The 23,990-nt window shown below is 40.4% G+C and carries 22 protein-coding genes; 4 read left to right on the forward strand and 18 right to left on the reverse strand.

Features of this window, described 5'->3' with window-relative positions:
- Window positions 1-4 precede the first annotated feature (4 nt).
- Window positions 5-1,072, reverse strand: a complete 1,068-nt coding sequence (locus IGI80_RS03160) for an FAD:protein FMN transferase (RefSeq protein WP_002354751.1) — start codon at window positions 1,070-1,072, stop codon at window positions 5-7.
- 254 nt (window positions 1,073-1,326) lie between these two features.
- Entirely contained in the window at window positions 1,327-2,256 is a 930-nt protein-coding gene (pplA, locus tag IGI80_RS03165) for an extracellular electron transfer flavoprotein PplA (RefSeq protein ID WP_002381005.1), read from the reverse strand.
- A 277-nt stretch (window positions 2,257-2,533) separates the two neighbouring features.
- Here pplA and IGI80_RS03170 point away from each other — a divergent pair, with 277 nt between their 5' ends.
- The 4 genes from IGI80_RS03170 (at window position 2,534) to IGI80_RS03185 (ending at window position 6,799) form a co-directional block, all read left to right on the forward strand.
- Window positions 2,534-4,480, forward strand: a complete 1,947-nt coding sequence (locus IGI80_RS03170; protein ID WP_002354747.1) for an NAD(P)/FAD-dependent oxidoreductase — start codon at window positions 2,534-2,536, stop codon at window positions 4,478-4,480.
- 303 nt (window positions 4,481-4,783) lie between these two features.
- Entirely contained in the window at window positions 4,784-5,206 is a 423-nt protein-coding gene (locus IGI80_RS03175) for a NusG domain II-containing protein (protein WP_002358956.1), read from the forward strand.
- Window positions 5,207-5,217: 11 nt separating this feature from the next.
- The gene (locus IGI80_RS03180) at window positions 5,218-5,775 is read left to right on the forward strand and encodes a Gx transporter family protein (protein WP_002354743.1); all 558 of its coding nucleotides are present in this window, start codon (window positions 5,218-5,220) and stop codon (window positions 5,773-5,775) included.
- A 37-nt stretch (window positions 5,776-5,812) separates the two neighbouring features.
- Window positions 5,813-6,799: a polyprenyl synthetase family protein gene (locus IGI80_RS03185; RefSeq protein WP_002358954.1), complete on the forward strand. Its 987-nt coding sequence runs from the start codon at window positions 5,813-5,815 to the stop codon at window positions 6,797-6,799.
- Between the two features lie 913 nt (window positions 6,800-7,712).
- Here the strand turns inward: IGI80_RS03185 and folP are convergent.
- The 16 genes from folP to IGI80_RS03265 all read right to left on the reverse strand — a co-directional run bounded on the left by folP (window position 7,713) and on the right by IGI80_RS03265 (window position 23,935).
- Window positions 7,713-8,504 carry a dihydropteroate synthase gene (gene folP / locus IGI80_RS03190; protein WP_002387594.1) on the reverse strand — a complete coding sequence of 264 codons (792 nt, stop codon included), beginning with the start codon at window positions 8,502-8,504 and terminating at the stop codon, window positions 7,713-7,715.
- Window positions 8,497-9,090, reverse strand: a complete 594-nt coding sequence (locus IGI80_RS03195; RefSeq protein WP_002358949.1) for a non-canonical purine NTP pyrophosphatase — start codon at window positions 9,088-9,090, stop codon at window positions 8,497-8,499. Before IGI80_RS03195 ends, folP begins: the two co-directional genes overlap by 8 nt.
- Window positions 9,091-9,093: 3 nt before the next feature.
- On the reverse strand, window positions 9,094-9,663 hold the full coding sequence (gene folE / locus IGI80_RS03200; protein WP_002383148.1) for a GTP cyclohydrolase I FolE: 570 nt from the start codon (window positions 9,661-9,663) through the stop codon (window positions 9,094-9,096).
- Window positions 9,657-10,142, reverse strand: a complete 486-nt coding sequence (folK, locus tag IGI80_RS03205) for a 2-amino-4-hydroxy-6-hydroxymethyldihydropteridine diphosphokinase (protein ID WP_002354734.1) — start codon at window positions 10,140-10,142, stop codon at window positions 9,657-9,659. The genes folE and folK overlap by 7 nt, the downstream gene beginning before the upstream one ends.
- Window positions 10,143-10,505 carry a dihydroneopterin aldolase gene (gene folB / locus IGI80_RS03210; protein ID WP_002354733.1) on the reverse strand — a complete coding sequence of 121 codons (363 nt, stop codon included), beginning with the start codon at window positions 10,503-10,505 and terminating at the stop codon, window positions 10,143-10,145. It lies immediately after the preceding gene.
- Window positions 10,506-10,702: 197 nt separating this feature from the next.
- Entirely contained in the window at window positions 10,703-12,052 is a 1,350-nt protein-coding gene (gor, locus tag IGI80_RS03215) for a glutathione-disulfide reductase (protein ID WP_002354732.1), read from the reverse strand.
- An 86-nt stretch (window positions 12,053-12,138) separates the two neighbouring features.
- A complete protein-coding gene (locus IGI80_RS03220; RefSeq protein WP_002378872.1) occupies window positions 12,139-12,537 on the reverse strand; it encodes a hypothetical protein in 399 nt (132 codons plus the stop codon).
- Between the two features lie 22 nt (window positions 12,538-12,559).
- Window positions 12,560-13,699, reverse strand: a complete 1,140-nt coding sequence (locus IGI80_RS03225) for a helix-turn-helix domain-containing protein (RefSeq protein ID WP_002365444.1) — start codon at window positions 13,697-13,699, stop codon at window positions 12,560-12,562.
- Window positions 13,677-14,342 carry a hypothetical protein gene (locus tag IGI80_RS03230; RefSeq protein ID WP_002354729.1) on the reverse strand — a complete coding sequence of 222 codons (666 nt, stop codon included), beginning with the start codon at window positions 14,340-14,342 and terminating at the stop codon, window positions 13,677-13,679. The genes IGI80_RS03225 and IGI80_RS03230 overlap by 23 nt, the downstream gene beginning before the upstream one ends.
- Window positions 14,343-14,604: 262 nt before the next feature.
- Window positions 14,605-16,158, reverse strand: a complete 1,554-nt coding sequence (locus IGI80_RS03235; RefSeq protein ID WP_002365445.1) for a hydantoinase/oxoprolinase N-terminal domain-containing protein — start codon at window positions 16,156-16,158, stop codon at window positions 14,605-14,607.
- The gene (locus IGI80_RS03240; RefSeq protein ID WP_002354727.1) at window positions 16,159-17,253 is read right to left on the reverse strand and encodes a DUF917 domain-containing protein; all 1,095 of its coding nucleotides are present in this window, start codon (window positions 17,251-17,253) and stop codon (window positions 16,159-16,161) included.
- A 19-nt stretch (window positions 17,254-17,272) separates the two neighbouring features.
- The gene (locus tag IGI80_RS03245) at window positions 17,273-18,547 is read right to left on the reverse strand and encodes a cytosine permease (RefSeq protein ID WP_002354725.1); all 1,275 of its coding nucleotides are present in this window, start codon (window positions 18,545-18,547) and stop codon (window positions 17,273-17,275) included.
- 391 nt (window positions 18,548-18,938) lie between these two features.
- Complete coding sequence (locus tag IGI80_RS03250; protein WP_002354724.1) at window positions 18,939-20,501, reverse strand: PucR family transcriptional regulator; 1,563 nt, start codon at window positions 20,499-20,501, stop codon at window positions 18,939-18,941.
- Between the two features lie 23 nt (window positions 20,502-20,524).
- The gene (locus IGI80_RS03255) at window positions 20,525-21,772 is read right to left on the reverse strand and encodes a peptidase U32 family protein (protein ID WP_002368523.1); all 1,248 of its coding nucleotides are present in this window, start codon (window positions 21,770-21,772) and stop codon (window positions 20,525-20,527) included.
- A gap of 27 nt (window positions 21,773-21,799) precedes the next feature.
- Window positions 21,800-22,720 carry a peptidase U32 family protein gene (locus tag IGI80_RS03260; RefSeq protein WP_002354722.1) on the reverse strand — a complete coding sequence of 307 codons (921 nt, stop codon included), beginning with the start codon at window positions 22,718-22,720 and terminating at the stop codon, window positions 21,800-21,802.
- Window positions 22,721-22,900: 180 nt separating this feature from the next.
- The gene (locus IGI80_RS03265) at window positions 22,901-23,935 is read right to left on the reverse strand and encodes an FUSC family protein (RefSeq protein WP_002354721.1); all 1,035 of its coding nucleotides are present in this window, start codon (window positions 23,933-23,935) and stop codon (window positions 22,901-22,903) included.
- Window positions 23,936-23,990 lie beyond the last annotated feature (55 nt).

Raw genomic sequence — 23,990 nt, forward strand, 5'->3', positions numbered from 1 at the left:
CTCCTTATTTCAAATCGGCCCGATTCCCCATCGTATAGCCAGAGTCTTTGCCGATTTCAAAGTTGCCTTCGATATCTTTGCTGATGTAGACTTTGTCGTCTTTTGTGACGAAAATGGCATCGGTTCCTTTCAGACTTTCGACATATTCTAGTCCTTTTTTGACGCCCATTGAGAAGACGGCTGTTGAGAGACCATCACCATCGATGGATTTGTCGGTGATAATGGTGACACCTGCGATGTCGTTATCAAACGGATAGCCAGTTTCACGATCAAAGAGATGGTGGTAGGTTTTGCCATCGACTTTTAAGTAGCGTTCATAAATTCCTGATGTGACTAAGGTTTTGTTGCTTTCTTTGACTTGACCTAAGACTGTGTTGCGGGCTTTATTCGGATCTTGAATCCCGACTGTCCAATCCATGTCTTTGCCACGTGGGCTGTGTCCTAAGACGTAAACATTCCCGCCTAAATCGACGATAGCGGTGGTGACGCCGTTGTCTTTGAGGACTTTCACGACTTCGTCGGTGATGAAGCCTTTGGCAATTGCGCCTAAATCCAATTGCATGCCTTTTTCTTCAAGGTAAACGGTTTGCTCTTTGTCGTTGAATTTGACTTTCGTGTAATCAACGAGTTTCAAGGCTTGATCAATTTCGGCTTGGCTTGGTTTGCGGGCATCATCGAAGCCAATGTGCCACATAGAAGTGATTGGGCCAATTGCCATGTCGAAGCCGCCGCGGGAGTCTTTGCTGTATTCATAGGCTTTTTTCAACAAAGGATACAGGTCATCTGAGACTTTGACTGGTTTTACGCCTGCTTCTTGGTTGATTTCATCAATTTCTGAACCTGGTTGGTTGACCGTGATTTTATCGCCTAGTTCTTTGACGCGGGCAAAGGCTTTCGGTAAGACGTCTTCTTTGCCATCATCGTAGATGCGAATTTGAACGTAGGTACCAAGCATTGTTTGACGGTCAGAGTATGGTTCTGTATTAATTTTCGCTTCTGGTTTTGAGGAACAAGCAGCTGCCACAAACAGCACTGCTAGAACACTCACCATGAGCAGAAGTTTCTTTTTCATAGGATTCCCTCTTCTTTCCTTCTTTAATTAAAAAATAAGTTCTCTTGCATAGTAGCCTTTTTTGGAAAAAATGAAAAGTCTTTCTCTTGGAAATTCACAAATTTCTGTGAAAAAATTTGTGAAATGATGGACAGAACTAGCGAAGAAAAAGGGGCGGGAAAGTCAGCCAACCGACTTTTTCCCAACCCCTCAATGGTGTCAAGTAATTGCTGAAAAGCATTTCAGGAACTACTTCACGATTCATTTATTATTACTTATTTTGTTACGATGTTGTCAACAACGATTTCAGTTGTGTCGCCTTTTTCAGCAGCGTTCACTAATTGTTGTGCGTAGTTGATGAATGAATGTGTGCTGTGTGTTGCACCAGTTACCACTTCAACACCTGCAGGTGAGCCGTCTTCTTCGCCCATTGCTTTAACAAATTCTTTGTTTAATGTTTCGATATATTCTTTTGGTCCAACGCCAGCAACGTCTTTCATTTTGCTTTCGTATTCAGTGTCATCTTTTTTAGATTTGCCGTCAGCGTTCACGTTATCGTAGTTAGATTCAGTCACTTTACCATCTTTCACAGTCATTGAGAATGTTGTGTGGTAGCCGTTTGAGTCATTTTTTTCTTTCAATGAGTACGTACCATCTTTCAATGCTGCGCCATTGTCGATTTCGATTGTGTCTGTGTTACCAGCTTGTGCTGCTTGGATTAATTGTTGTGCGTAGTTTTGGAATGATTCAGATGAATGAGTCGCACCAGTTACTACTTCCACACCGCTTGCGCTTTGTGCTTTAACAAAAGAATCGTTTAATTGTTTGATGTATTCTTTTGGTCCAACACCAGATTTTGCTTTCATGCTTTCTTCATACTTAGTGTCTTCTGTTTTAGATTTGCCGTCAGCATTGATGTTGTCATATTTAGATTCAGTGATTTTGCCGTCTTTTACAGTCATTTCAAAGACTGCACGGTAACCATTTTTTTCATTTTTTTCTTCTAATTTATACGTACCATCTTTTAAATCGCCACCGGCAACTTTTTTCGCTGGTGCTGATGATTCAGTTGATTTTTTCGTTTCTGAAGATGCTGCGCTAGAAGAGTTCGTTGTGTTGTCTTTCTTGTCTGCGCCACAGCCTGCTAATACTAAACTAAATAATGCAATTGCCGCAAAACCTTTAACAAATTTATTCACTTTCATTGATAGTCACCTTTTCTTTCATGATTTTCACAAACATCAAAAGTTTGTGATACATTACACATTATAATGGTTTTAAAAACGTTGTCAAGACCATCCCCTAAAAATATTTACATTTCGGTCTTTTTTTCATCAAAAACTCATCGTTGGAGTAAATTTGTTGACAATTAAAATTTATATTAGACAAATTCGTGAAATACTTATATAATGTTAGTCGATTGTGTACTTATTAATCATTATCACTATTTTACTACTTACAATATTAAGGAGCGGATTGTCAATGACAAAGCAAAATATTGTCGTTGTAGGTGCTGGGTATGCTGGCGTTTCAGCTACTAAATTTCTAGCAAAGAAATTTAAAAAAGATACGGACGTAACAATCACATTGATTGATCGCCATTCTTACCACACTATGATGACCGAATTGCATGAAGTAGCAGGCGGACGTGTTGAACCAGAAGCAATTCAATACGACTTACAACGTTTGTTCTCACGCAAGAAAAACGTAAAATTGGTAACAGATACTGTTACTGGGATCGACAAAGAAAACAAAGTTGTGAAAACTTTAGCAGGTTCTTATCCATTTGACCAGTTAATTCTGGGTATGGGTGGCGAACCAAACGACTTTGGAACACCAGGCGTGAAAGAAAATGGTTTCACCTTATGGTCATTTGATGATGCAGTGAAAATTCGTCATCACATTGAAGCAACCGTTGCTAAAGCAGCCATCGAACCAGATGCTGAAGTACGCAAAGCAATGTTAACATTCGTTGTCTGTGGTTCTGGTTTTACTGGGATCGAAATGGTCGGCGAATTAATCGACTGGAAAGATCGTTTAGCGAAAGATGCCAAAATTGATCCAGACGAAATTACATTAATGGTTGTTGAAGCAATGCCAACCATTTTAAACATGTTATCTCGTAACGATGCTGCCAAAGCAGAACGTTATCTAGAAAAGAAAAATGTTCAATTATTATTGAACTCACCAATCGTTGAAGTTGCAGCAGATCACATTAAATTAAAAGATGGTTCTGAAGTCCCAACGCATACGTTAATCTGGACAGCTGGTGTGAAAGCAACTTCTGATGCCGCTGACTTTGGTTTAGAAGCAGCACGTGGTAGTCGTTTAGTTGCGAATGAATACATGCAAGCAAAAGGTTACGAAGACAAAAACATTTATATCATTGGTGACTTGGTTTATTACGAAGAAACACCAAATACACCAACTCCTCAAATCGTTCAAGCAGCTGAACAAACAGGTCATACTGCGGCTGCCAACATCGTTGCAGATATTAAAGGTGGCGAAAAACACGCCTTTAAAGGAAACTACCAAGGATTCATGGTTTCCATCGGCGCGAAATGGGGCGTTGCCAACTTATTCGATAAAATTCATTTGAGTGGTTTCTTAGCCATCATTATGAAACATATCGTTAACTTGAAATACTTCTTTGATATTCGTTCTGGTTACTATATGTTCCAATACATTATGCACGAAATCTTCCATATTAAAGATGATCGTTCTGTTGCTCGCGGACATACGTCTCGTTACGGCAATGTCTTGTGGAGTGTTCCGCTACGTGTTTTCTATGGTATGGTTTGGTTAGTCGAATCAATGAAGAAAATTGTCGGCAACGGCGATTACTTGAAACCAAGCACTTGGTTTGGTGACGGTTCTTGGTTCACAGATAAAGTCGTTTTCCCATTCCCTTGGTTACAAGAACAAGTAACAACAGGTGCTTCTCAAGCAACTGAAACAGCAACAACTGCTGCAAGTGGTGCGGCGGATGCGGCGGCAAGCGGTGGTGCCGATGCGGCAACACAAGCAGCGCACTTTGGTTTAAGCTACGCTTACGGCGAAACACCAATGCAAGTGTTTGATCACATGCCTAAATGGTTCGAAAGCGTAATGAAATTTATGATGCCAAACCAAGAAGTTGCTTTGTTCATGCAAAAATTCATGACAATCGTTGAAGTATGTATTGCTTTAGCATTGATTGCTGGTTTATTCACTTGGTTATCAAGTGCTGCTACAATTGGTTTAACAATTGCCTTCTGTTTATCTGGCATGTTCTATTGGGTAAATATCTGGTTTATCTTTGTCGCTTTTGCTTTGATGAACGGTTCAGGCCGTGCTGTCGGTTTAGACCGCTGGGTAATTCCATGGATTCAACGCAAACTTGGTAAAGCGTGGTATGGTACCCCGAAAGCTAGATACGGCGGTAAGTAAGCAATCGATAATCGATTGACAACTACGAGCAAAAGCTGAGACACATGTCTCCAGCTGACTATCATAGGATTTAGTATGTGGGACAGCAGTCAAGCATGACTTTTGTCCCACATATTTTCTTTTATATAATATGGTGGCTCAACTGAGGTCGGGACAGAATCGTTTATTTCCGAAGGAGTTGGTTCTGTTCCCGCCGTTTATCAGTTTTTGAGCTTGGAACAAAAATTCAAAATAATTTTTGTTCCAAGCTCGTTCACTGTGTTATGATAGACAAGAAAAAAACACCAAAGGAGAGAGAAGAAAATGACGATCAAAGAATTCATTAAGAAGAGTCGCTTGAAAACATGGGACGTTATTATTATTGCTGTTTTAGTTCTTGGTTCTTTTCTGCCCCTTGTTGTTTTTGCCATGCAAAACCGTGGTCAAGAAGCGGCTACGTATCAAGCAGTCTTGAAAGTAGACAACAAAGTAATCAAAGTCTTTGACTTAAAAAAGGACGGCCCGCATTATACATATAAATACGAAGCAAAAGACGGTGATTACAACCTGATTGAAGTAGATGGTGATCGTATCCGCGTGAAGGAAGCCAACTGTGCTGACTTAGTGGATGTTCGACGAGGCTGGATTTCCAAACCTGGTGAAACCCCGATTGCCTGTCTACCCCACAATTTGTTTATCACCGTGGAAGCTTCTGATGGGAGTGAAGACGGTAGCTTAATTTATTAAGCACGACAACTATGAGCAAATTACACAAGAATATTTATATTGCTATGCTCGTTGCCCAAGGGGTCATTATTGGTTTAATCGAAAATATGATTCCTTACCCTTTCGCATTTGCTCCTGGGGCAAAGCTCGGTCTAGCAAATTTAATTACCATTATTGCGATTTTCACCATGCGTAAGCGTGATAGTTTTTTCCTGGTCTGTTTACGTTTGATTTTAACGACATTACTAGGCGGCACACTTTCGACCTTTTTCTATAGTGCCAGTGGTGCCTTATTAAGTTATTTCGGCATGTTACTTGTCAAGCAGCTGGGGCCAAAACGGGTCAGCATTATCGGGATTAGTGCCGTTGGTGGTTTCTTACACAACGTTGGTCAGTTGCTAACGACCTCTTTCTTTGCTCATTCGTGGGCGCCGATGCTGTACTTACCATTTTTATCTCTGTTTGGGTTACTTTCGGGGATTGCCATTGGGATTGCCGCTAATTATTTACTACAACATGTCCAGACGTTACGAAAATTCCAACTGAATTATGAACAAACAACGAAACATAAGTGGAGTCAATTTTTCTAATTGAAAACCTGTCCGCCACAATTAAAGGAGTCATCTTATGAATATACATCCTATGTGGAATACCTATCCTACGTTATCAAAAGAATTAACAACTACTCTTCGCTTGATGGAACAAGCGGTTCAAATCGATAATCAAGAGATTCAAGCTGCTGTCCATGACATGATTCATTCTGGCGGCAAATTGCTACGTCCAGCCTACCAACTGTTGTTCTCTTATTTTGGTGAACAGCGGGACCCTAAAAAGGCGACAGCGTTAGCAGCTTCCATTGAATTACTGCATACCGCCACGTTAGTTCACGACGATATTGTCGACGAAGCCGATACGCGTCGTGGCTTGCCAACATTGCGTTCGCGCTTTGGAAATAGCACAGCCGTGTATACAGGCGATTATCTTTTTGTTTGCTGTTTCAAGCTCTTATCTGATTATTCTTCTTCATTAAAAAGCATTCAATTAAATTCGCGCAGTATGGAAAAAGTCCTGACTGGTGAGCTTGGTCAAATGGACAATCGCTATAATTTCGAGGTAACGATTGACCAATATTTAAAAAATATTTCCGGGAAAACTGCGGAACTATTTGCGCTAAGTTGTTTTGTCGGTGCCTATGAAAGTGGCACCTCCCAACGTTTTGCCAAACGTTGTGGTGAAATCGGCGAAAATATCGGACTGGCTTTTCAAATTATTGATGATATTTTGGACTATACGCAAACTGCCGATGCTATCGGCAAACCCGTCTTAGAAGACGTACGTCAAGGCGTGTATTCTTTGCCCTTGATTTATGCACTTGAAGCCAATCGTGAAGTCTTGTTGCCACTTTTAATGAAAAAAGAAGCCTTGACCGATGAAGAAACACAGGAAATTTATCGTCTTGTCCATGAACTAGGTGGCGTAGAAAAGGCCCAACAATTAGCCACTCATTACACAGAAAAAGCGCTGAAAGAAATCAGCAAACTTCCTGAAACAAAGGCCCAAGCGAAAGAACAATTGTATGAAATTACACAAACGATTTTGACAAGAGAAAATTAAAAAAGCCGCTGGATCCTATTGAGGATTTAGCGGCTAGCTTTTTAGGTGATACCTTGGTATAATAAACACGAAGAGAGCGTACTAGACATACGCTCTCGGGTAGACCGTTTAAGACGGTAGCTTGATTTTAATACGGAAATAAACCCGTCAATCTTCGCTAAAGGTTATGACGGGTTTATTTTTTGTCGTTTTTATTACTGATTTTGACAATTAATGTTGCGAAAGCAATCGCAAGCATCAATGCTTCAAAGACAGTCACTACTATTCCTTTCTAGGGAAAGAGCAAACAAGCAAAAACATTGGCAGTCCCCCTTTTTTTGAGAAATTGCCACCGTCATAAACTTCCTACTTGTGTAGTATAACACATTTACGCCTTCCTAGAATACGCTTTCTTTTTTATTTACTATTCGACTTTTCCGTTTCAACTTGCTATAATAAACACGAAGAGAGCGTACTAGATATACGCTCTCGGGTAGACCGTTTAAGACGGTAGCTTTAATTGTGGATAAATAAACCCGTCAATCTTCGCTAAAAGTTATGACGGGTTTATTTTTTGTCGTTTTTATTACTGATTTTGACAATTAATGTTGCGAAAGCAATCGCAAGCATCAATGCTTCAAAGACAGTCACTACTATTCCTTTCTAGGGAAAGAGCAAACAAGCAAAAACATTGGCAGTCCCCCTTTTTTTGAGAAATTGCCACCGTCATAAACTTCCTACTTGTGTAGTATAACACATTTGTACCTTCCTAGAATACGCTTACTTTCCTGATTATTCAACAACCGCTTTCTTTTGTAATAAAAATCGCGCACCGTTTACTGGGATAAAACGATTCAGCCAACTAAAATTTTTTAGACTAAACAGACCGACCATCTTTTTTGATGGTCGGTCTGTTTAGTCTATTGCTCCGCCTTTACTCCTTCTCCGACAATGCTCGCCAGACATCAAATGTTTGTTTTAAGCCTTGGACATTATGAACACGTAAAATTTCTACGCCTTGTTGTGCTGCATACAAGGAAGCAGCGGCTGAGCCAAAATCACGGTTGGCTGGTTCTGGTTCGTTCGTTAAAGCGCCAATAGTTCGTTTGCGAGAAACGCCGTACAGTAACGGATAATCTTGGTAGCGAAAGGCGTTAGGATCTTTTAACAGTTGAAGGTTTTCTGCGACAGTTTTATGAAAGCCAATCCCTGGATCGAAACAAATTTTTTCTAAGGAAAGCCCATATTTTTGGCATTGTTCAATTTTTTCTGTATAAAATTGGTGCAACTCTTCTTTTAAAGAAAGCGATTGGCGTTTTCTAGAATGCATAATCACAACTTGGACTTCAGGATATTGTGCGAGGACTTCTGCCATCCCCGGAGTGTCTAATCCTTTGATGTCATTAATCATTGTGGCGCCAGCTTGGATCGCGGCTTCTGCTACTTCGGGATAGTAGGTATCCACAGAAATCGGCGCTAGAGAAGTCTCACGTATTTTTTTAATTAACGGTAATACTCGGTCTGCCTCAACTTGTGGAGAAACTTCTTCGTAGCCAGGACGTGTGGATTGGCCGCCAATGTCTAAAATATCGGCCCCCGCTTCTAGTAGATGAAGCGCATGTTGATAGGCCACGTCGACCGTTGTGTAGCTACCGCCATCAGAAAAAGAGTCGGGGGTCGTGTTGACAATCCCCATAATTTGGTAATTCTTTTTTAAATCAATCATTGTCACATTGCTCCTTCATCTGCTGAATCATCTTTCGTAAAGCCCGCATTCTAGGACTTATCTTCATTCGTTCACTCGTGGACAACTCCGCTAAGGTTTTGCCTCGATCTGGTAAATAAATAATCGGATCAAAGCCATAACCACCTGTACCGCGCGGTTCAACTAATTCACCAGTCAAAGTGGCTTCCGTTTGCAACAGTTTGTCGTCATCGAGTACATAGACCAACGTGGCTGATAAGGTTAACTCTCGGGTCGACTGTTGCCCTTCAAATAAGTGCAACAGTTCGCGGTTCTGTTCTTCCGGATTGGCTGAATGGAAAAAACGGCTTGTATGAATACCTAATAAATCAGGAAAAGCAGTTAACGTTAAGCCGCCATCATCACCTAACACTGGGCGGCCAATTAATTGTTGGAAAAAGCGAGCTTTTAGATAAGCATTTTCAGCATACGTAGTGCCAGTTTCTGCAGGTTGTTCTTGACTGGTTGTATACTTTCGATAAGAGACAAGTTGAATAGCGGGGTCCTTAAGTCCTGATTGCATTTCTTTTAACTTACCTTGGTTATTCGTGCCAACAATGATTTCCATTTTCTAACGTATCTCCATTAAAAATTGATTTTTCCACTCTTGTTCTTTAAATAGTCCGGTAAATTGAAATGTTTTGGTGCTACTTTGTGGTGTTTTCACTCCGCGCATCGTCATACACATATGTTCCGCTTCAATGGCTACTGCAATGCCTTTGACGGGAATATTTTCTTGGAGTTTGCGGGCAATTGTCACTGTTAAATCTTCTTGAACTGTGGGACGTTTGGCACAATGTTCTACTAATCTTGGTAACTTGCTTAGTCCCAATACTTTGCCACCTTCTGGCAGATAAGCGACATGTACTTTTCCATAAAATGGCAATAAATGGTGTTCACACATTGAATAAAAGGCAATATCTTTTACTAGAACCATTTCGCCTTCATTTAAGCTATCAAATAATTTATAATCATCAAATTCAGGTTCGGTTAATCCACTAAAAACTTCTGCATACATTTTAGCTACGCGTTTGGGTGTATCAATGAGTCCTGCCCGTTGAGTATCTTCCCCCACTGCTTCTAAGATTGTGGTAACTGCCTGCTCAATTTGCGCTTGTTTTTCCTGCTCCATCTCTACCATTCCTTTTCACTTACTCGCACTTCTTCTTGATTGCCACTGCGCTGAATCCACGTAGCTATTGGCGCGCCCAATAGTTGTTCCTCTGCGTAAACATCACTTAAGGGAATCAAAACAAATGACCGTTTTGTTAATTCTTGATGAGGAACTTGTAAGTGGGGCAACGTGACTGACTGCCCCCCTAATAATAAAATATCAATATCAATAATCCGCGGACCCCAGTGAATTAATTTTTTACGTTTCATCGCTTGTTCAATTCCTTGGGTAACAGCCAGTAATTCTTCAGCGGTATAGCTAGTATCAATTTTCAATACGGCGTTCAAAAAATCATCTTGGTCTGTATAGCCGTAAGGATCCGTTTCATAAAGTTTTGAAGAAGCCACGACCTGAATCTGCGGGTCTTCGTTTAAATAATTGCGGGCTTTCACTAAATTTGCGTACGGATCGCCGACGTTACTACCTAATGCTACATAGCCAATCATCTATACTTCTCGCTCCATTTCAATTTCAATATTGTCAAAAAGGCCTGGCATCGGCACACTATATTTTCTAATTTTAATGATAATTTTGTTCAATTGTTCTTGATAATCTGCGGAAATATCATCTAAAATAGCACTCGCTAAACCTTCGATTAAATCGTACGAGTGATTGTTTACTCGTTGGGCAATCAATTCATTCACTTCGGCATAATTGACGGTTTGGGTGACATCATCTGTTCGCCCTGCCTCGGCTAGCGACAACTGCATTTCAAGGTCGATTTCTACTTGCTGTCCTAGACGTTTTTCTTCTGCCAAAACACCATTTTTTGTGAAAAATTTCAAGTTGTTAATTCTAATTTTATCCATCCTCTAACTCCCTACCCTCTGTTTTGCTGATTTTTTTAATCATAGCATATTTCTTGGAAAAGTCAGTAGTTAAAAGATGGAAAAGTGGTTATTGGTATGATATAAAAAATTACTTTTTACGAATCAAATAGTATAACTCGTGTATTCAAAAAAGAGCGTTGCTGATGCAACGCTCTTTTTTGGGGTTTATTCGCCTTTTATCGCATTGTTACAAATTCTTCTGAGCCTGTTGGATGAATCGCAACAGTATTATCAAAATCTGCTTTGGTCGCGCCCATTTTAATAGCGACTGCAAAGCCTTGTAGCATTTCGTCAACACCGATGCCGATGCCATGCAAACCGACAATTTTTTCTTCTTTGCCGACACAAATTAATTTCATGTCGCATTTTTGACGGTATTCTCCTAAAGCGAAATACATTGGCGTAAAGCTAGAGCGATAGATTTTCACTTGGTCTTCACCATATTCTTCAAGCGCTGCTTTTTCCGTCAAGCCAATTGTCGCAACTGGTGGATGGGTAAAGACCACCGTTGGTACCAAGTTATAATCCAAATATAAATCGGTTTGTCCGTTAAATAAGCGTTCAGACAGGCGCCGACCAGCGGCAATCGCGACTGGCGTTAAGTCGATTTTCCCAATGACATCGCCGACTGCGTAGATACCATTTTGCGTGGTATTTTGGAATTTATCTACTTTGACGTAGCCTTTTTCATCAAGGGCTACTTTCGTATTTTCTAAGCCTAATTGATCCGTGTTCGGCTGACGGCCTGTCCCGAAAATCACGGCATCTGTCGTGATTGATTCACCATTTTCAAATGTAATAACGTACTCATTCTGCGCCGTTTTTTCAATTTTAGCTGGTGTTGCATTCGGATGAATTTGCATGCCCATTTCTTGATAGCGTTCTACGACTTTTTCAGAAAGCATGTCATCAAAGCTTCGTAATGGTCGTTCATGACGGAAGGCCCAATGTGTTTCCGCGCCTAAGCCATGTAAGGTTCCTGCTAATTCGGCTGCGATGTAACCCGCACCGACAAAGACCACACGTTTTGGCATTTCTTCTAACGCAAAGAAGCCGTTTGAATCTAAGGCATATTCTTCTCCTGGAATACCTAGTTTTTTTGGACGACCACCTGTCGCAATTAGAATGTGCGGCGCCGTATATTCTGTCCCATTGACTTCAATTGTTTGCTCCCCAGTAAACGTAGCGTAACCATGGATACGTTCAATGTTGTTACTGTCTAAACCACGATTATACGCACCATGTAAGAAGTCAATATATTTTTCACGATTTTCAACTAATTGTTTAAAGCTAAAATTTTTGATTTCAACATCAAACCCATAGCCTGCTGTGTCTCTTTCCATCATTTCCATCATGCTGCTGGCTTGCCACATGACTTTTTTAGGCACACAACCAACGTTGACACAGGTCCCACCAATTTCGTTGCCCTCAATTAAAAGGACGTTGGCTCCGTGCATTCCTGCGCGGTTAGCAGAAGCAATCCCGCCACTACCGCCACCAATAACAATATAATCATAGGTTTTCATTTATTCTGGCTCCCTTTCAATTTGAACTTTCTCCTTTATTATCGCAAAAAATAGCAAAAAAAGACAGTCGTATTACTTACTTTTGTTTAGTTTTCTGCTGCTTCTGTTTCATGGATTCGTTCCGTAAAAGCACTGGGGGAAAGGAATTCAATCGTAGCATTGTCGAAGGAAATTCCTAAATCTTCTTTCGTTACGTTTGGATTCATTGTAATGACATAAAGTGTTTTGCCTAAGGAAAGTGCAATCCCAATTTCTAAATAACTTAGTCGGTCAAAGTCACCATTAATAAAAACGTAGGTTGCTTCGTGAAGATACCGTTTTATCACTTCAATATCTGTAAACATTCCGGTTTGAACACAATCTGCTAACCCGAAGTCCACACCCCCCGCACAGCCATGCTCATCTTCAAACAGCTGAGGATCTACCAAAAGGTCCGTTTGAATACGAGGGTTTTGACCAATTTGGTAGGCGAATAATTTAGCCATAGTTATTCCTTCTTCTTTTTGATTACTTGTTAGAACGTAATAATTCAAGAACAATTTCTGTTTTGTCCTGCTCCGTTTGAATAGCTGTTCCTAATATCTTTTCTATTTCTTCTTTAGGTAATTTAAAAGCTTGATTTAGTTGACTTGCAGGAATGACTTGGTGCTCTAAAATCATGTGGTAAACTTTTTGGAAAACTTCTGGCTGTTCGATAGTCAGTTGTTCATCGTAAGGCTCTTTCGTTTTCCATTTATTTTTAGCAATTCTTTTATTTAAATAGAGACGTTGATCATCATTAATTAACGCTAATGTGTATGTTTTTTGAATCATTGATTGAAGAGAAACTTTCCAATACTTTTTCAAATCAATATAGTATTCTAACGAAATAGACAAGAGCGAATCAGAAAAAGCCGCTGAAGGAAGGAGAAAATGCGCAGCAAATAGATTTGCTTGATACTCAATAATGTTCTTTAATTCTGTTTGCGAATACTCATGAATACTTTCAACACCGTTGTGTAATAAAATATGTCCTAGTTCATGCGCCACGTTAAAACGACGACGGACAGCAGATTCATGATTATCTGTGAGCATAATAAACGGCCGACCAATCATCCAACGCGAGACCGCATCTAGTGTTGGATTGGACATGTTGGCTTCTGAAATAATCACACCATTTTGTTCAGCCAACTGAATGAGATTAGGGACTGGCGAAATCAAGTCTAAGCCCCAAATTTTCCGTAATTCCTCAGCCTTTTTCACAATTTCTTCTTCTGTGATTTCATAAATACTCTTTTCAATTAATTCTGGTAAACAAACTTTGGGAAAGTTAACATATGTTGCTAATACTTTATACACTTCTTGCACATATTTTAACCGCTCTTTTTGCATATCTCTTACTTTCTTCGTCGCCGCACTTCGGCTTCTAAAAAAAGTTGCGCCTGAATACAATTCAAATGTATCTGCTGAAAAGAAACTACGGGGAAATTGTAAAACAGAAATTAGTTTTAATATGCTATCTGCTTTAGGAATTGTTTTTCCCGATTCGTAATTCGAAATCATTTGCCTAGATAGCTCTGCTTTTTCGGCTAATTCTTTCATTGTTAATCCTCGTGCAATGCGAGCCGAAGTTAATTGCTTTGGATTAAAAATCAACCTCTCGTTCATTTTCTAGTCCTCTCCTTATCAGTTCGTCAGCGGTTGACGTAAAAGTCAAATGTAGGTCCTTACGAACTTCCTCTGGATTTTTTAAAAGAACTGGTGCCTGCGTAATATCAATTTGGTCAATCCAACGACCAACTCCAATATCTGGTAACCCTAATCGAACAAAACGTAATTGATGATTCGATCCGCCATAAGTTAGTAATAAGAATGGCGGTTGATTGGCATCATAATACTCATTTAAATCTTCTGGTTTGTCAAATAAATTATACTGCTTATTTAATAAGCTCCCACGATTTCTAAATAATGCCTTTTTAGGAACTGAAGCTTCTGATAAAACTTTCGCTGGCGTTAAAATTGCGCCTTTGGTTTCAATCATTAAGTACGTATGGCCATTGACATATCGACTACTAGCTTTGTCAGCTATTTCATGTGGGATTGCTGATGAAGTTAACACTTGTTTTAAACCAACATCAACCAATCCATGCCGAACGTGTCCCCAAACTTTTTTCATTTCTGCTCGTTGAAAAATAGATTCTCTTTCTGTTAGCTCCATTAAGTAGCGATATGCTTCTCTTATGCTTAACGATAAAACACCAACCATTCGTGCATCACAATTTCTTTTTAAATGTTCTTTTAAAATACTCATTATTTTCTCTCCTTTTTTCATAACACCCCAACAACATACCATGTTAACATTTTGCCTTTTCTAAAAAAATATGTCAACACAAAAAAATGAACTTAGGAAGGTAAGTCATTTCGACTTACCTTCCTAACTCTGAATTTTAAAATAAACGGCGAGACAGATATAGCTTCTTCTGTACTCTTCAGGATAAAACTTCAATCGACAGCCCTAGCCCGACCTCATATTTCAAATAACTCTTCTTATAACTTTTGCTTTGCACTGGTCCTCAATACATGTTCCCAACCACTTTTACTCGTAAGCGGGTTGCATTTTCTGGATGATAGGCGAGTGGTGTTTCTTCCACCTCGACTAACTCGATTGTGCCAGGGACTGCACCCGCAAGTTCGGCTTGTTGGACGGCTTTTTCTTGGGCATCGGCCAACGCCGCGTCCCGTTGGATTTTTGAATAGACATAAATTTGTTCGTATTGTCCGCTAATCTGAGCGATAGAGGCACCGATGGCATTCGCCACTGCCCCGTTTTCGTTGCGAATTAGCGCTTTAACGCCTGTCAATTCTTCGGGGATGATAATACTCCCACCACCAACTAAAACGACCGTCACGTCTGCGGAACTGGTCTTCATGCGATCAATCGCTTCACTGACCAATTCGCCAATTTTTTGGTACACTTTTTCCGCAAACGCTTGGTCTAAATGAGCCACTTTGCTAGGATCACCAACTTGGGCATGGCCTAAGCGAACCGCAATATCAGTGGTCGTTAATTGTGTGCCGCCAAAAACAAGGGCCTCTTGTGTAATACGGTAGCCGACACTGTCGGGGCCAACTGTCACAGAACCATCTGGTTGTTCACGCACTAGACTGCCACCGCCGACACCAATTGACACGATATCTGGCATTCTAAAGTTGGTCCGTACCCCGCCAACATCAACGGCCAGTGAAGATTCTCTTGGAAAGCCATCCACTAACACGCCAATGTCGGACGTTGTGCCACCAACATCTAAAACAACCGCATCTTTCAAGCCAGCTAAGTATGAAGCGCCACGAATACTATTGGTTGGTCCACAAGCAATGGTTAAAATAGGAAACTGTTTGGCATAAGTTAACGACATTAACGTACCATCATTTTGACATAAGTACACTTGGGCGTGATGAATTTTTTCTTGTTCTAAGGCTTGTTCAAAGCCTTCGCTGGTCACTTTAATTACTTTGTGCAACGCAGCATTCAAAATTGTCGCATTTTCCCGTTCAATTAAACCGACAGACCCAATCATTGAGGAGCAAGATACAGGAACATCTGCCCCTAACACTTCCTTCGCAAGTGCTTGAACAAACAATTCTTGGTCATTTTTTAAAGAAGAAAAAACGCCAATTACTGCGATTGCCTCTACTTCTCCTCGCCAAGAGGCCAAAATCCCACGTAATTCTTCTTCGTCCAGTGCAGTCAATGGTTGTCCATCATATTCGTAGCCGCCATGTGCTAAAGCATACGTTTCTGAAAGAGTGGCCACTAAATCCTTGGGCCAAGCTGTGTAAGGCAAGACCGAAGCGGTTGCTGGATAGCCCAAACGAAGGACCCCAACTTTTGCTAATTTTTTTCGCTCAACAATGGCATTCGTACATTGGGTCGTGCCCAACATTGCATGTGTGACTTTGGTTGGGTCCACTGCTGATTCTGCCAAGACTTTATTTAAGGCACCGGCAATCCCTGTTTGAATATCATCGGTTGTTGGAACTTTCACTGAATGAATCAAGTTTAATTGATGATCTAAAATAACAGCATCTGTATTTGTGCCGCCGACATCGATACCGATTTTATACATTTATTTGTCCTCCTTCGCTACTAAGTTTTCTAGTGGTTGATAATCCATTTCGTAGCCGAAATACCGAGGACCCACTGTTTCGATACCTTTTTTCGTTCGCCAAGCGGCATTCGCTTTCAAGCCCATTACTTGGACACGTTTGCCGTATTTCAAGCTTTCTGTTGTCACAGGCGTTAAAGTTTCTAAATCTACCATACAAATCAAATCAGGCGTCATCGCAATCACCTGACCATCTTTCTCGGCAATTAAATTTTCATTTTGAAAATGGACGACTGCTTCTGAACCAGCATCACTGTTTAAGCCACTCAATTTGACACGTCCCAAATTGAAGCCACCTTTTACTTCTCGTTCCACATCTAGAATTTTTCCTTGGAACAATTCAAAGCCATCCGTAACTTCTACTAATGCTTGGCGTTTTTCTTGTTCATCTGCATAGGTACCTCGAATCACTTTGCCAATTTCTTCTGATAATGTCACGATGTTGTGAATACCATAGTCTTGTAATTGTTTGCCTGTCGCGGGATAAATACTCACTAAAGCACTGGCGCCCATTTCAACCGTTTGAACACGAGCAAGACGTTCTGTCCAAGTATTATCAATCGTTTCCATAATGCCAATATTTCCTTTTTCATCGGTAATTGCCATAGGGGTCGCTGACATCCCATTCAAATGGAACGTTACCATAGGCAATTCTGGAAAGGCCCGACCCATACCATCGCAATCCACCAAGGGAATGCCTAGCTTCGCTGCAACAACAATTGGAATCATTGAATTGACGCCCCCAGCTTCCATTGGAAAGGTTCCCGCAATCGTTTCTTGGTCTAAATATTTTCCTAACTTCTCAAAGACACGGACGAATTCGTCGCCTTTGGGAAATTTTTCAATTGCGACAGATGGGGCACCCATCATTGCGGCGGGTAGGAAAAAATCCTCCGCGGCAATTTCTTCTGGAGAAACCAGTTTGACAGGTCCGTTTTCTTCGATGGCGGACAAAGCCATCATTTTACCAATGTAGGGATCACCGCCACCTCCTGTCCCTAAAAAAGCTGCTCCTGTGGCTATATTCTCAATTGCTTCTGCATCTAAATAACGCATTCTCCGACACTCCTCTTCTTCATTCCATTTCTAATGATTCGGTGTTCGTCTGTTGACGTTTTGCACCGAAATAATAAATAACAAACGATAAAACAATGCCAATTAGCGGTTGGTTAGGCAATTGAGGGGCATTGGGAAAGAAACTCATAATCACCGGAATGCCCCCCACTGCAGCACCAATTAGCCATGAAAAAACACCTAATTTATTCACGCCAGGCGTTGGCTGCCATTTGGTTCGATCGCCTTTGTTAATCAACCAATAGGCAGCAATCATTACACCAGCCACTGGTGGAACCATCGCAGAAAGGACAGACATAATCGGCGTAAAGTAATTTAAGATCCCCACAACTGCTAATAAGGTCCCAATGGCGCCGGCCGCACCGACAGCGACTTTTTCTTTTTCTTTTGGAATATCAAAGACATTAATCAAGGCCAGTCCGCCAGAAAAAGCATTCACGGCATTCGTGGTCCAAGTTGCTAAAATTAGCGCAATAATTCCTAAAACTGGAAAACCGAGATTCATAAAAACTTCCGTGATATCTGCGGTGTTCGAAGCAATGGTCAAGACCGCACCAACGCCAATCATCAACAAGCCTGTCGGTAAAATCCCTAATGTGGCCGCTTTAACCACATCTTTACGAGAAGAAACATATTGAGAGTAATCTCCAGCAATTACTGCGCCTAATGCAAAAGAACCGACAGTCATTGAAAGACCTGACATAAAGCTTCCTGCTGTTTGAGGTGTATATTGACTAACAGCTTCCCAACCGTTGTTTCTTAACGAAGCCACCAAGCCATAAAGACAAACCAGAACTAACACAGGAACCGCAAAATAATTCAGAATTTTCAATATTTTTATGCCATAAAGAGCCGAAATAAGCATGATAATTCCCCAGATTAAGGAAGAAAGCGACACAGGTAAATCAATGCCGTAAATTTTTAAAAAGTTCGTGAAGGCGCCGCCGCTGACATTGGCTTGCAAACCAAACCAACCTAAGCAAGCAATCGCTAAAATAATGGAAATAATCTTTTGCGAACCTTGAATGCCAAACACTTGAGAAGCGACTTTGACAGAAGGTTCTTGTAAGTCGGAACTTTGAATTCCTTGTAAAATCATTAAAATAACAATAATACCGTAACCAATAAATCCTGTTAACAAAGCTTCCCATAAAGGCATGCCTGCAACTAACGTTCCTCCAATAATTAATCCTGGCACGCTAATCATTGCGCCCGCCCAAACAAATGCTAAGCTAAGCCACGATTGTTGTTGCTCGTTTTTTAATTTCATTCTCATTCCTCCTTAATTATTTTTTCAATTATAACGAAAAATCAGTCATAGGTCTTTTTCAAATTGAAAAAAATATCAAGGAAGTTTTGGCTTAAAATAAAAAGCAGGCAAGAGCCTGGGACAAAAATCACTTTGGATTTTTGTCCCAGGCTTAAAAATTGATAAACGGCGGAAACAGAAGCAACTCCTTCGGAAATAAGCCGAAATTCTCCAAAAATTAAAGAACACCGGGTAGGTATCATGCAACATCAACTCGTACCTCGTTGTGTTTTATGACAATTTTCGGAAATTCCTTCTTATTGCTGAGAAACACCATTTGCAAAGCAAATAGATGTTGAACAGTACCTACGTGGTTCTCGGAGTTAAACACTTCTGTCCCGACCTCTGTCTGCTTTTTTCATTCATTCGTGACCAAGCGATATAAGATCATCGCCAAATAGACTTCATAGGCTTCGGCGGCGTTAGTCATATCATAGCCGAGCGCTTCATTAATTTTACTGATACGATATTTGACCGTATTTTTATGAACAAATAGGCGTTCGCCGCATTCTTTAAAATCACTACTTGCATCTAGTAAAAACGTTCCTAATGTCATTAACTGCTCTGATTCTTTTAAGAGAGGTTGGATAACTGCTAAGCGTTGTTGGATTGCTTCTTCTCCTGCTTGGAGACACGTCATCATTTGTTGAACTGTACGAATTTCCGCGATTGATAACACTTTTCTTTGTGGATAGACGCGCTTTAAAAACGGCGCGACTTGATTAGCGGTTTGGTAGCTGACACGCACTTCAGTCGTGTTACGAACTTTCGGACAAAGGATGATTTCACCTAAATAGTCCTGATAGTCTGTGGCTTGCAAGTATTCTTTACTAATCGTGGCTTCAGGCTGTTTGTGTAAATAATTACCTAAGAGAACAATCAGGTAATTTTCTGTTTGCTGGACAATCGTTGTTTGGTAATAGTAACGTAGGAAATCTTTCAAATCTTGCTGAATAGCGTGGATTTCTTGTCCTTGTTGCCAAATAGGCAAAAGCCACATCGTTTCGACAGAAGAAATATCAATCATTAATTTTTTGGCTAATTGGTACATCTTATCACTTTCATCGTTAATGATTGCTTGGACTAAGGCATACTCACTGACTTCGTCATAGTTTTTCCCCCATAAATTCAGAGCCATCTGAACGACTTCCACCGCTTGATTCATCTCAAAAGAGGTTAACTGCTCTTCTTCTCGAATGAAGTAAAGCTTCAATGTTTGTCCATCTTTCTGAGGAAGTTTTTGCGAGGTAATGAAGTAGGTCGTTTCTCCCAGCGCTACTTTCTCTTGTGATTGATAAAGTAACTTGGTTAAGGGCAATTTCGTGCTTCGCGGCCAATTGATGGTGCTGATGATTTCATTGGTATATGTGGTTAACGCAATGTTGACTTTTAAAAAATCGGATAGGATTTTCAAGGTCATTTCCACACTGCGGTTTTGTTCAGGCAAAAGGGAAACTTTTTCCAAGAGGTCCGTTGCAAAAGAAGCCATTTTATTTTTATTGACTAACAATTTCATGACTTCATAAATGACTTCGTTGTAGCGTAATGTGGGATCATTTTTAGGCATTTGGATTAAAATAAAACCTAAAGAATCCGCTAATTGAATCACTTCCTCTGCAACTTTCGGTACGATAATCCCAACGTAGTACAAGATTAGGCCTACTTCGCCTAATTCATGGAGATGCCGAATCGTTTCACATTGCTTCACCACATCATGACGAATGGCACAAAATGAACCAATCAAAATTTCGCCAGCATGGTATTCATTTGTTTTGTGAAGTTTTTCCGAAAACAAAGACATATCAGAGACTTCTAAAAAAGAAAGAGAAGCAACAGATGTGTCCAATTGGTTTTTACCAGAAAGTACCGTTGCTTCTCGCAAAGACGGTAATTTTAATAAATCATTCACGCGGACACTCATATTTACTCCTCCTTTTGGCTGGTTTATTTTTTCTTACGAATCATATCGCCGACTGCAACAGGTTGCGTCACTTCCATTGTTAATAACATCATGGGATTAGGTGCCCGATCGATCGCTTCACCGTCTTCATTATACATCTCTTTAACGGTTTGGTGGAAATGGGTAAACCCGGGACCATAAAATTCAATTTCATCGCCGACACTGAAAAGGTTCCGTTGACGAATTGTCGCGACTTGCGTCTTTTCGTTATACGCAATCACTTCGCCAACAAATTTATATTGTGGAATTTTACGACGTTCGCCGAATAATTGTTCATTTTCACTTGGTGTATTGTAATAAAAACCAGTTGCTAATTCACGTTGTGCTACTTTCCATAATTCATCAATCCACTCTTGTTGGCAGACATAGTTTTCAGGGTCTTCCATGTAAGAATCGACGGCTTTTTTATACACATTAGCGACTGTCGAAACATAGTGAATGGATTTCATGCGGCCTTCAATTTTAAAACTATCGACACCATTTTCAATTAATTCTGGAATATGTTCAATCATAGACATATCTACGGCGCTCATTGAAAACTCTTCTTCAACTTCCCCTTCGCTGGTTTTGCTCCGACGTTCTGTCCCAAAAGGCATATCAAATAACTCATATTTCCAACGACAAGATTGAGAGCAACCGCCACGATTGGCATCCCGCATCGACATATGGTTGGATAAAGTACAACGTCCTGAATATGAAATACACATTGCTCCATGAATAAAGGCTTCAATTTCAATGTCCGTATTTTCACGAATCGCTGCAACTTCCTCCATTGAAACTTCGCGCGCTAATACCACACGTTCTAAGCCTTCATTTTTCCAAAATTCTAATGTTTCATAGTTGGTTGCTGAAGCTTGTGTCGATAAATGGATAGGTAAACCTGGTGCTTCTGTCGCACAAATTTCGATTAAAGCTGGATCGGAAACAATCACAGCTGAAATTCCGATGTCTCGCAATTCTCTGAAAAACGCTCCTGCCCCTTCCTGGTTTCCTTCATGAGTGACCATATTGGCAGCGACATAAACTTTCGCATTATGTTCGCGGGCAAAAGCTACGCCTTCCGCCATTTCTTCTGGCGTGAAATTTCCTGCGCGGCTACGCAGACCGTAGGCATTCCCTCCGATATAAACGGCATCGGCACCGTAACGAATTGCGACTTTTAGTTTTTCTAGCGTCCCGGCTGGAGCCAACACCTCGGGACGCTTCAATGTTCGTTCTGTCATTACTTTCATGTTCTTCTTCCCCTTAAATGAATCAATTTATTTTATTGCATCGGCACTTAAATCAAAGAAACCATTGTCTAAGCCACGACCTGTTGGATGTAATTTTTCAATTTCAGCTGTTGCATGAGCTGCTTGATCTTCTGACCAAGTTCCCGCTTCAAGTGCTGCTTTCGCTTCAGCAAATAAGCGAGCAATCGCGACAAAATTTTCACCTGGTGTGTAAAGGCCATCGAGCTTCCATGTGCGATAGTGATGGTCATACAAGTTTGTTAACTCATTCATCAAGTTCACATCGTTATTGGCAAAAATATGCGTACCATGACTATCTTCATAAATGGAATAGTGGGTTTCTGGTTTTTTGGGTTCAGAAATAAACAGCCCTTCGTCTTTCGTAACCCCTTTGTCGTTCTTTGTGTAATTGTAGTAATTTTGAATTAATGGGCGTTTCGATTGATGAATACAGGTCGCCCCATAGACAAGAATTTCAGCTGGAACTGCTAAGTTTTCTTCCATTGCGACCATTTCTTCAAAAGGTACTTCCCGAGCTAGGACAGCTCCGATGGCTCCTCGTTTACTCCAAAAATTGATTTGACGTGAGCTCGTTACTAAGGTTTCACCATCATAAACGTAAGGAATTTCTAATCCATCTCGTTGCATAATAAACACAATACCTGGATCACCCAAAGTAATTTTATCGACGTTGATTTCTTTTAAAAATGTCAGATACTCTGGGACTAATTTCATTTTTTCAGGGTGCATAATGCCATTTACTGCAACTAGCACTTGTTTGCCCATTTCATGTGCACGTTTCACAATCTCGCGTTGTTCATCTCGTGTAAAAGATACGGGCAAACGCAACCCGAATGTTTCTTCTCCAATATATAATGTATCCACACCTGTTGCGAGTAATTCTACAGCCTGCTCAACAGATTCTGCAGTTGCAATCAGTTCAATCATAAATATAGCCTCCTTCTTTATGACCGTTTAATAGTATCATACGTTCACAAACTTTAAAAGAGCCTATCTGTATTAAACGTACATTTTTCACAATGTTTCCGAAAAAATTTTGGTAGAAAAGCGCCAACCGCTTACCTACCAAATGTTCTTTTTTTTAATTACTGGTCATCTGTTCTTTGGTCACTCGTTCAAGTGATATTTTCGTTCATAAAACGTTACTACAACGGTGAATAGCCACGCTGCCGCTAAGCCTAACAAGCTGCCTAAAACAATCCCCAAAAAGCGGAATTGAATCAACGTTATCACGTACTGCTGACGAACGAGCAATGAAAGCATCAGAGCCATAGGCGTTGTGAAAAATTGCGCCAATCCATAATTACGACGAATAAAATACTCAACGGTCACAAATAAGATTGTAATCACGACAATCGATTCAAAAGTTGTCAAAGCTAAATTAAGCAGAAAAGCGGAAATAACCAATCCAATCGTTGTGCCAAAAATTCGCTGAATATTTCGCTGCTTAATCGCACGTAAATTGTCTCCTTGTAAAATGGATGCACAGGAAACGACTAACCAATACGGATTCTGTAAATGTAAACTTTCGCTGATATATACAGCAAAAAATAAGACAAAGCTATAATATATGCTATCTAATGGCGCTTCTGGATGCCGATAAATTCGTTCCCGTAATGATCGCTTAGCTAGCGGGGCACTGATTTCCTTCTCTGTAAAATGCAACACTAGTGCAAACAAAATGGAAAAGCCAATGCCTAATAACATACAGCCACTCATGAACGGAATTTTTGCTAACGGAATACTCGTACTGGCACCCATCGCTGTCACCATCACACCAAAGAAGGCCCCTGGTTTTGAAATATCGTAGACTTCAAAGAAAAAGCGGCCACCAAAACCGACCAGTGCAACAACAATGGGAATAAGCCATGCAATATGGGTCGATAACATGCCTAACAAATTTCCTAAAAAAAGGTAACTACCGACCACAGATAAACGAGTCATTAACTGTTTTAATGGTAACGGCTGATAATATAAAAAAGTAAAAATACCTAACGAGCCAAAGCTTGAAATCAATAATTGATGATTGATATAGCCCAAAAAAAGAATGCTGAACATAACCAAGCCAGCAAACACTAGTCGAAAAGGATTATCCTTTGGACGCTGATAATGTAGTAATTCTCGAAAAAAAGATTGTTCCATTCCATCACCCCTCCTTATTAACGTAGCACAGAAAAATCAATCTGGCAATTCTCAA

Source organism: Enterococcus sp. DIV1420a (assembly GCF_051712165.1).
Lineage (GTDB): Bacteria > Bacillota > Bacilli > Lactobacillales > Enterococcaceae > Enterococcus > Enterococcus faecalis.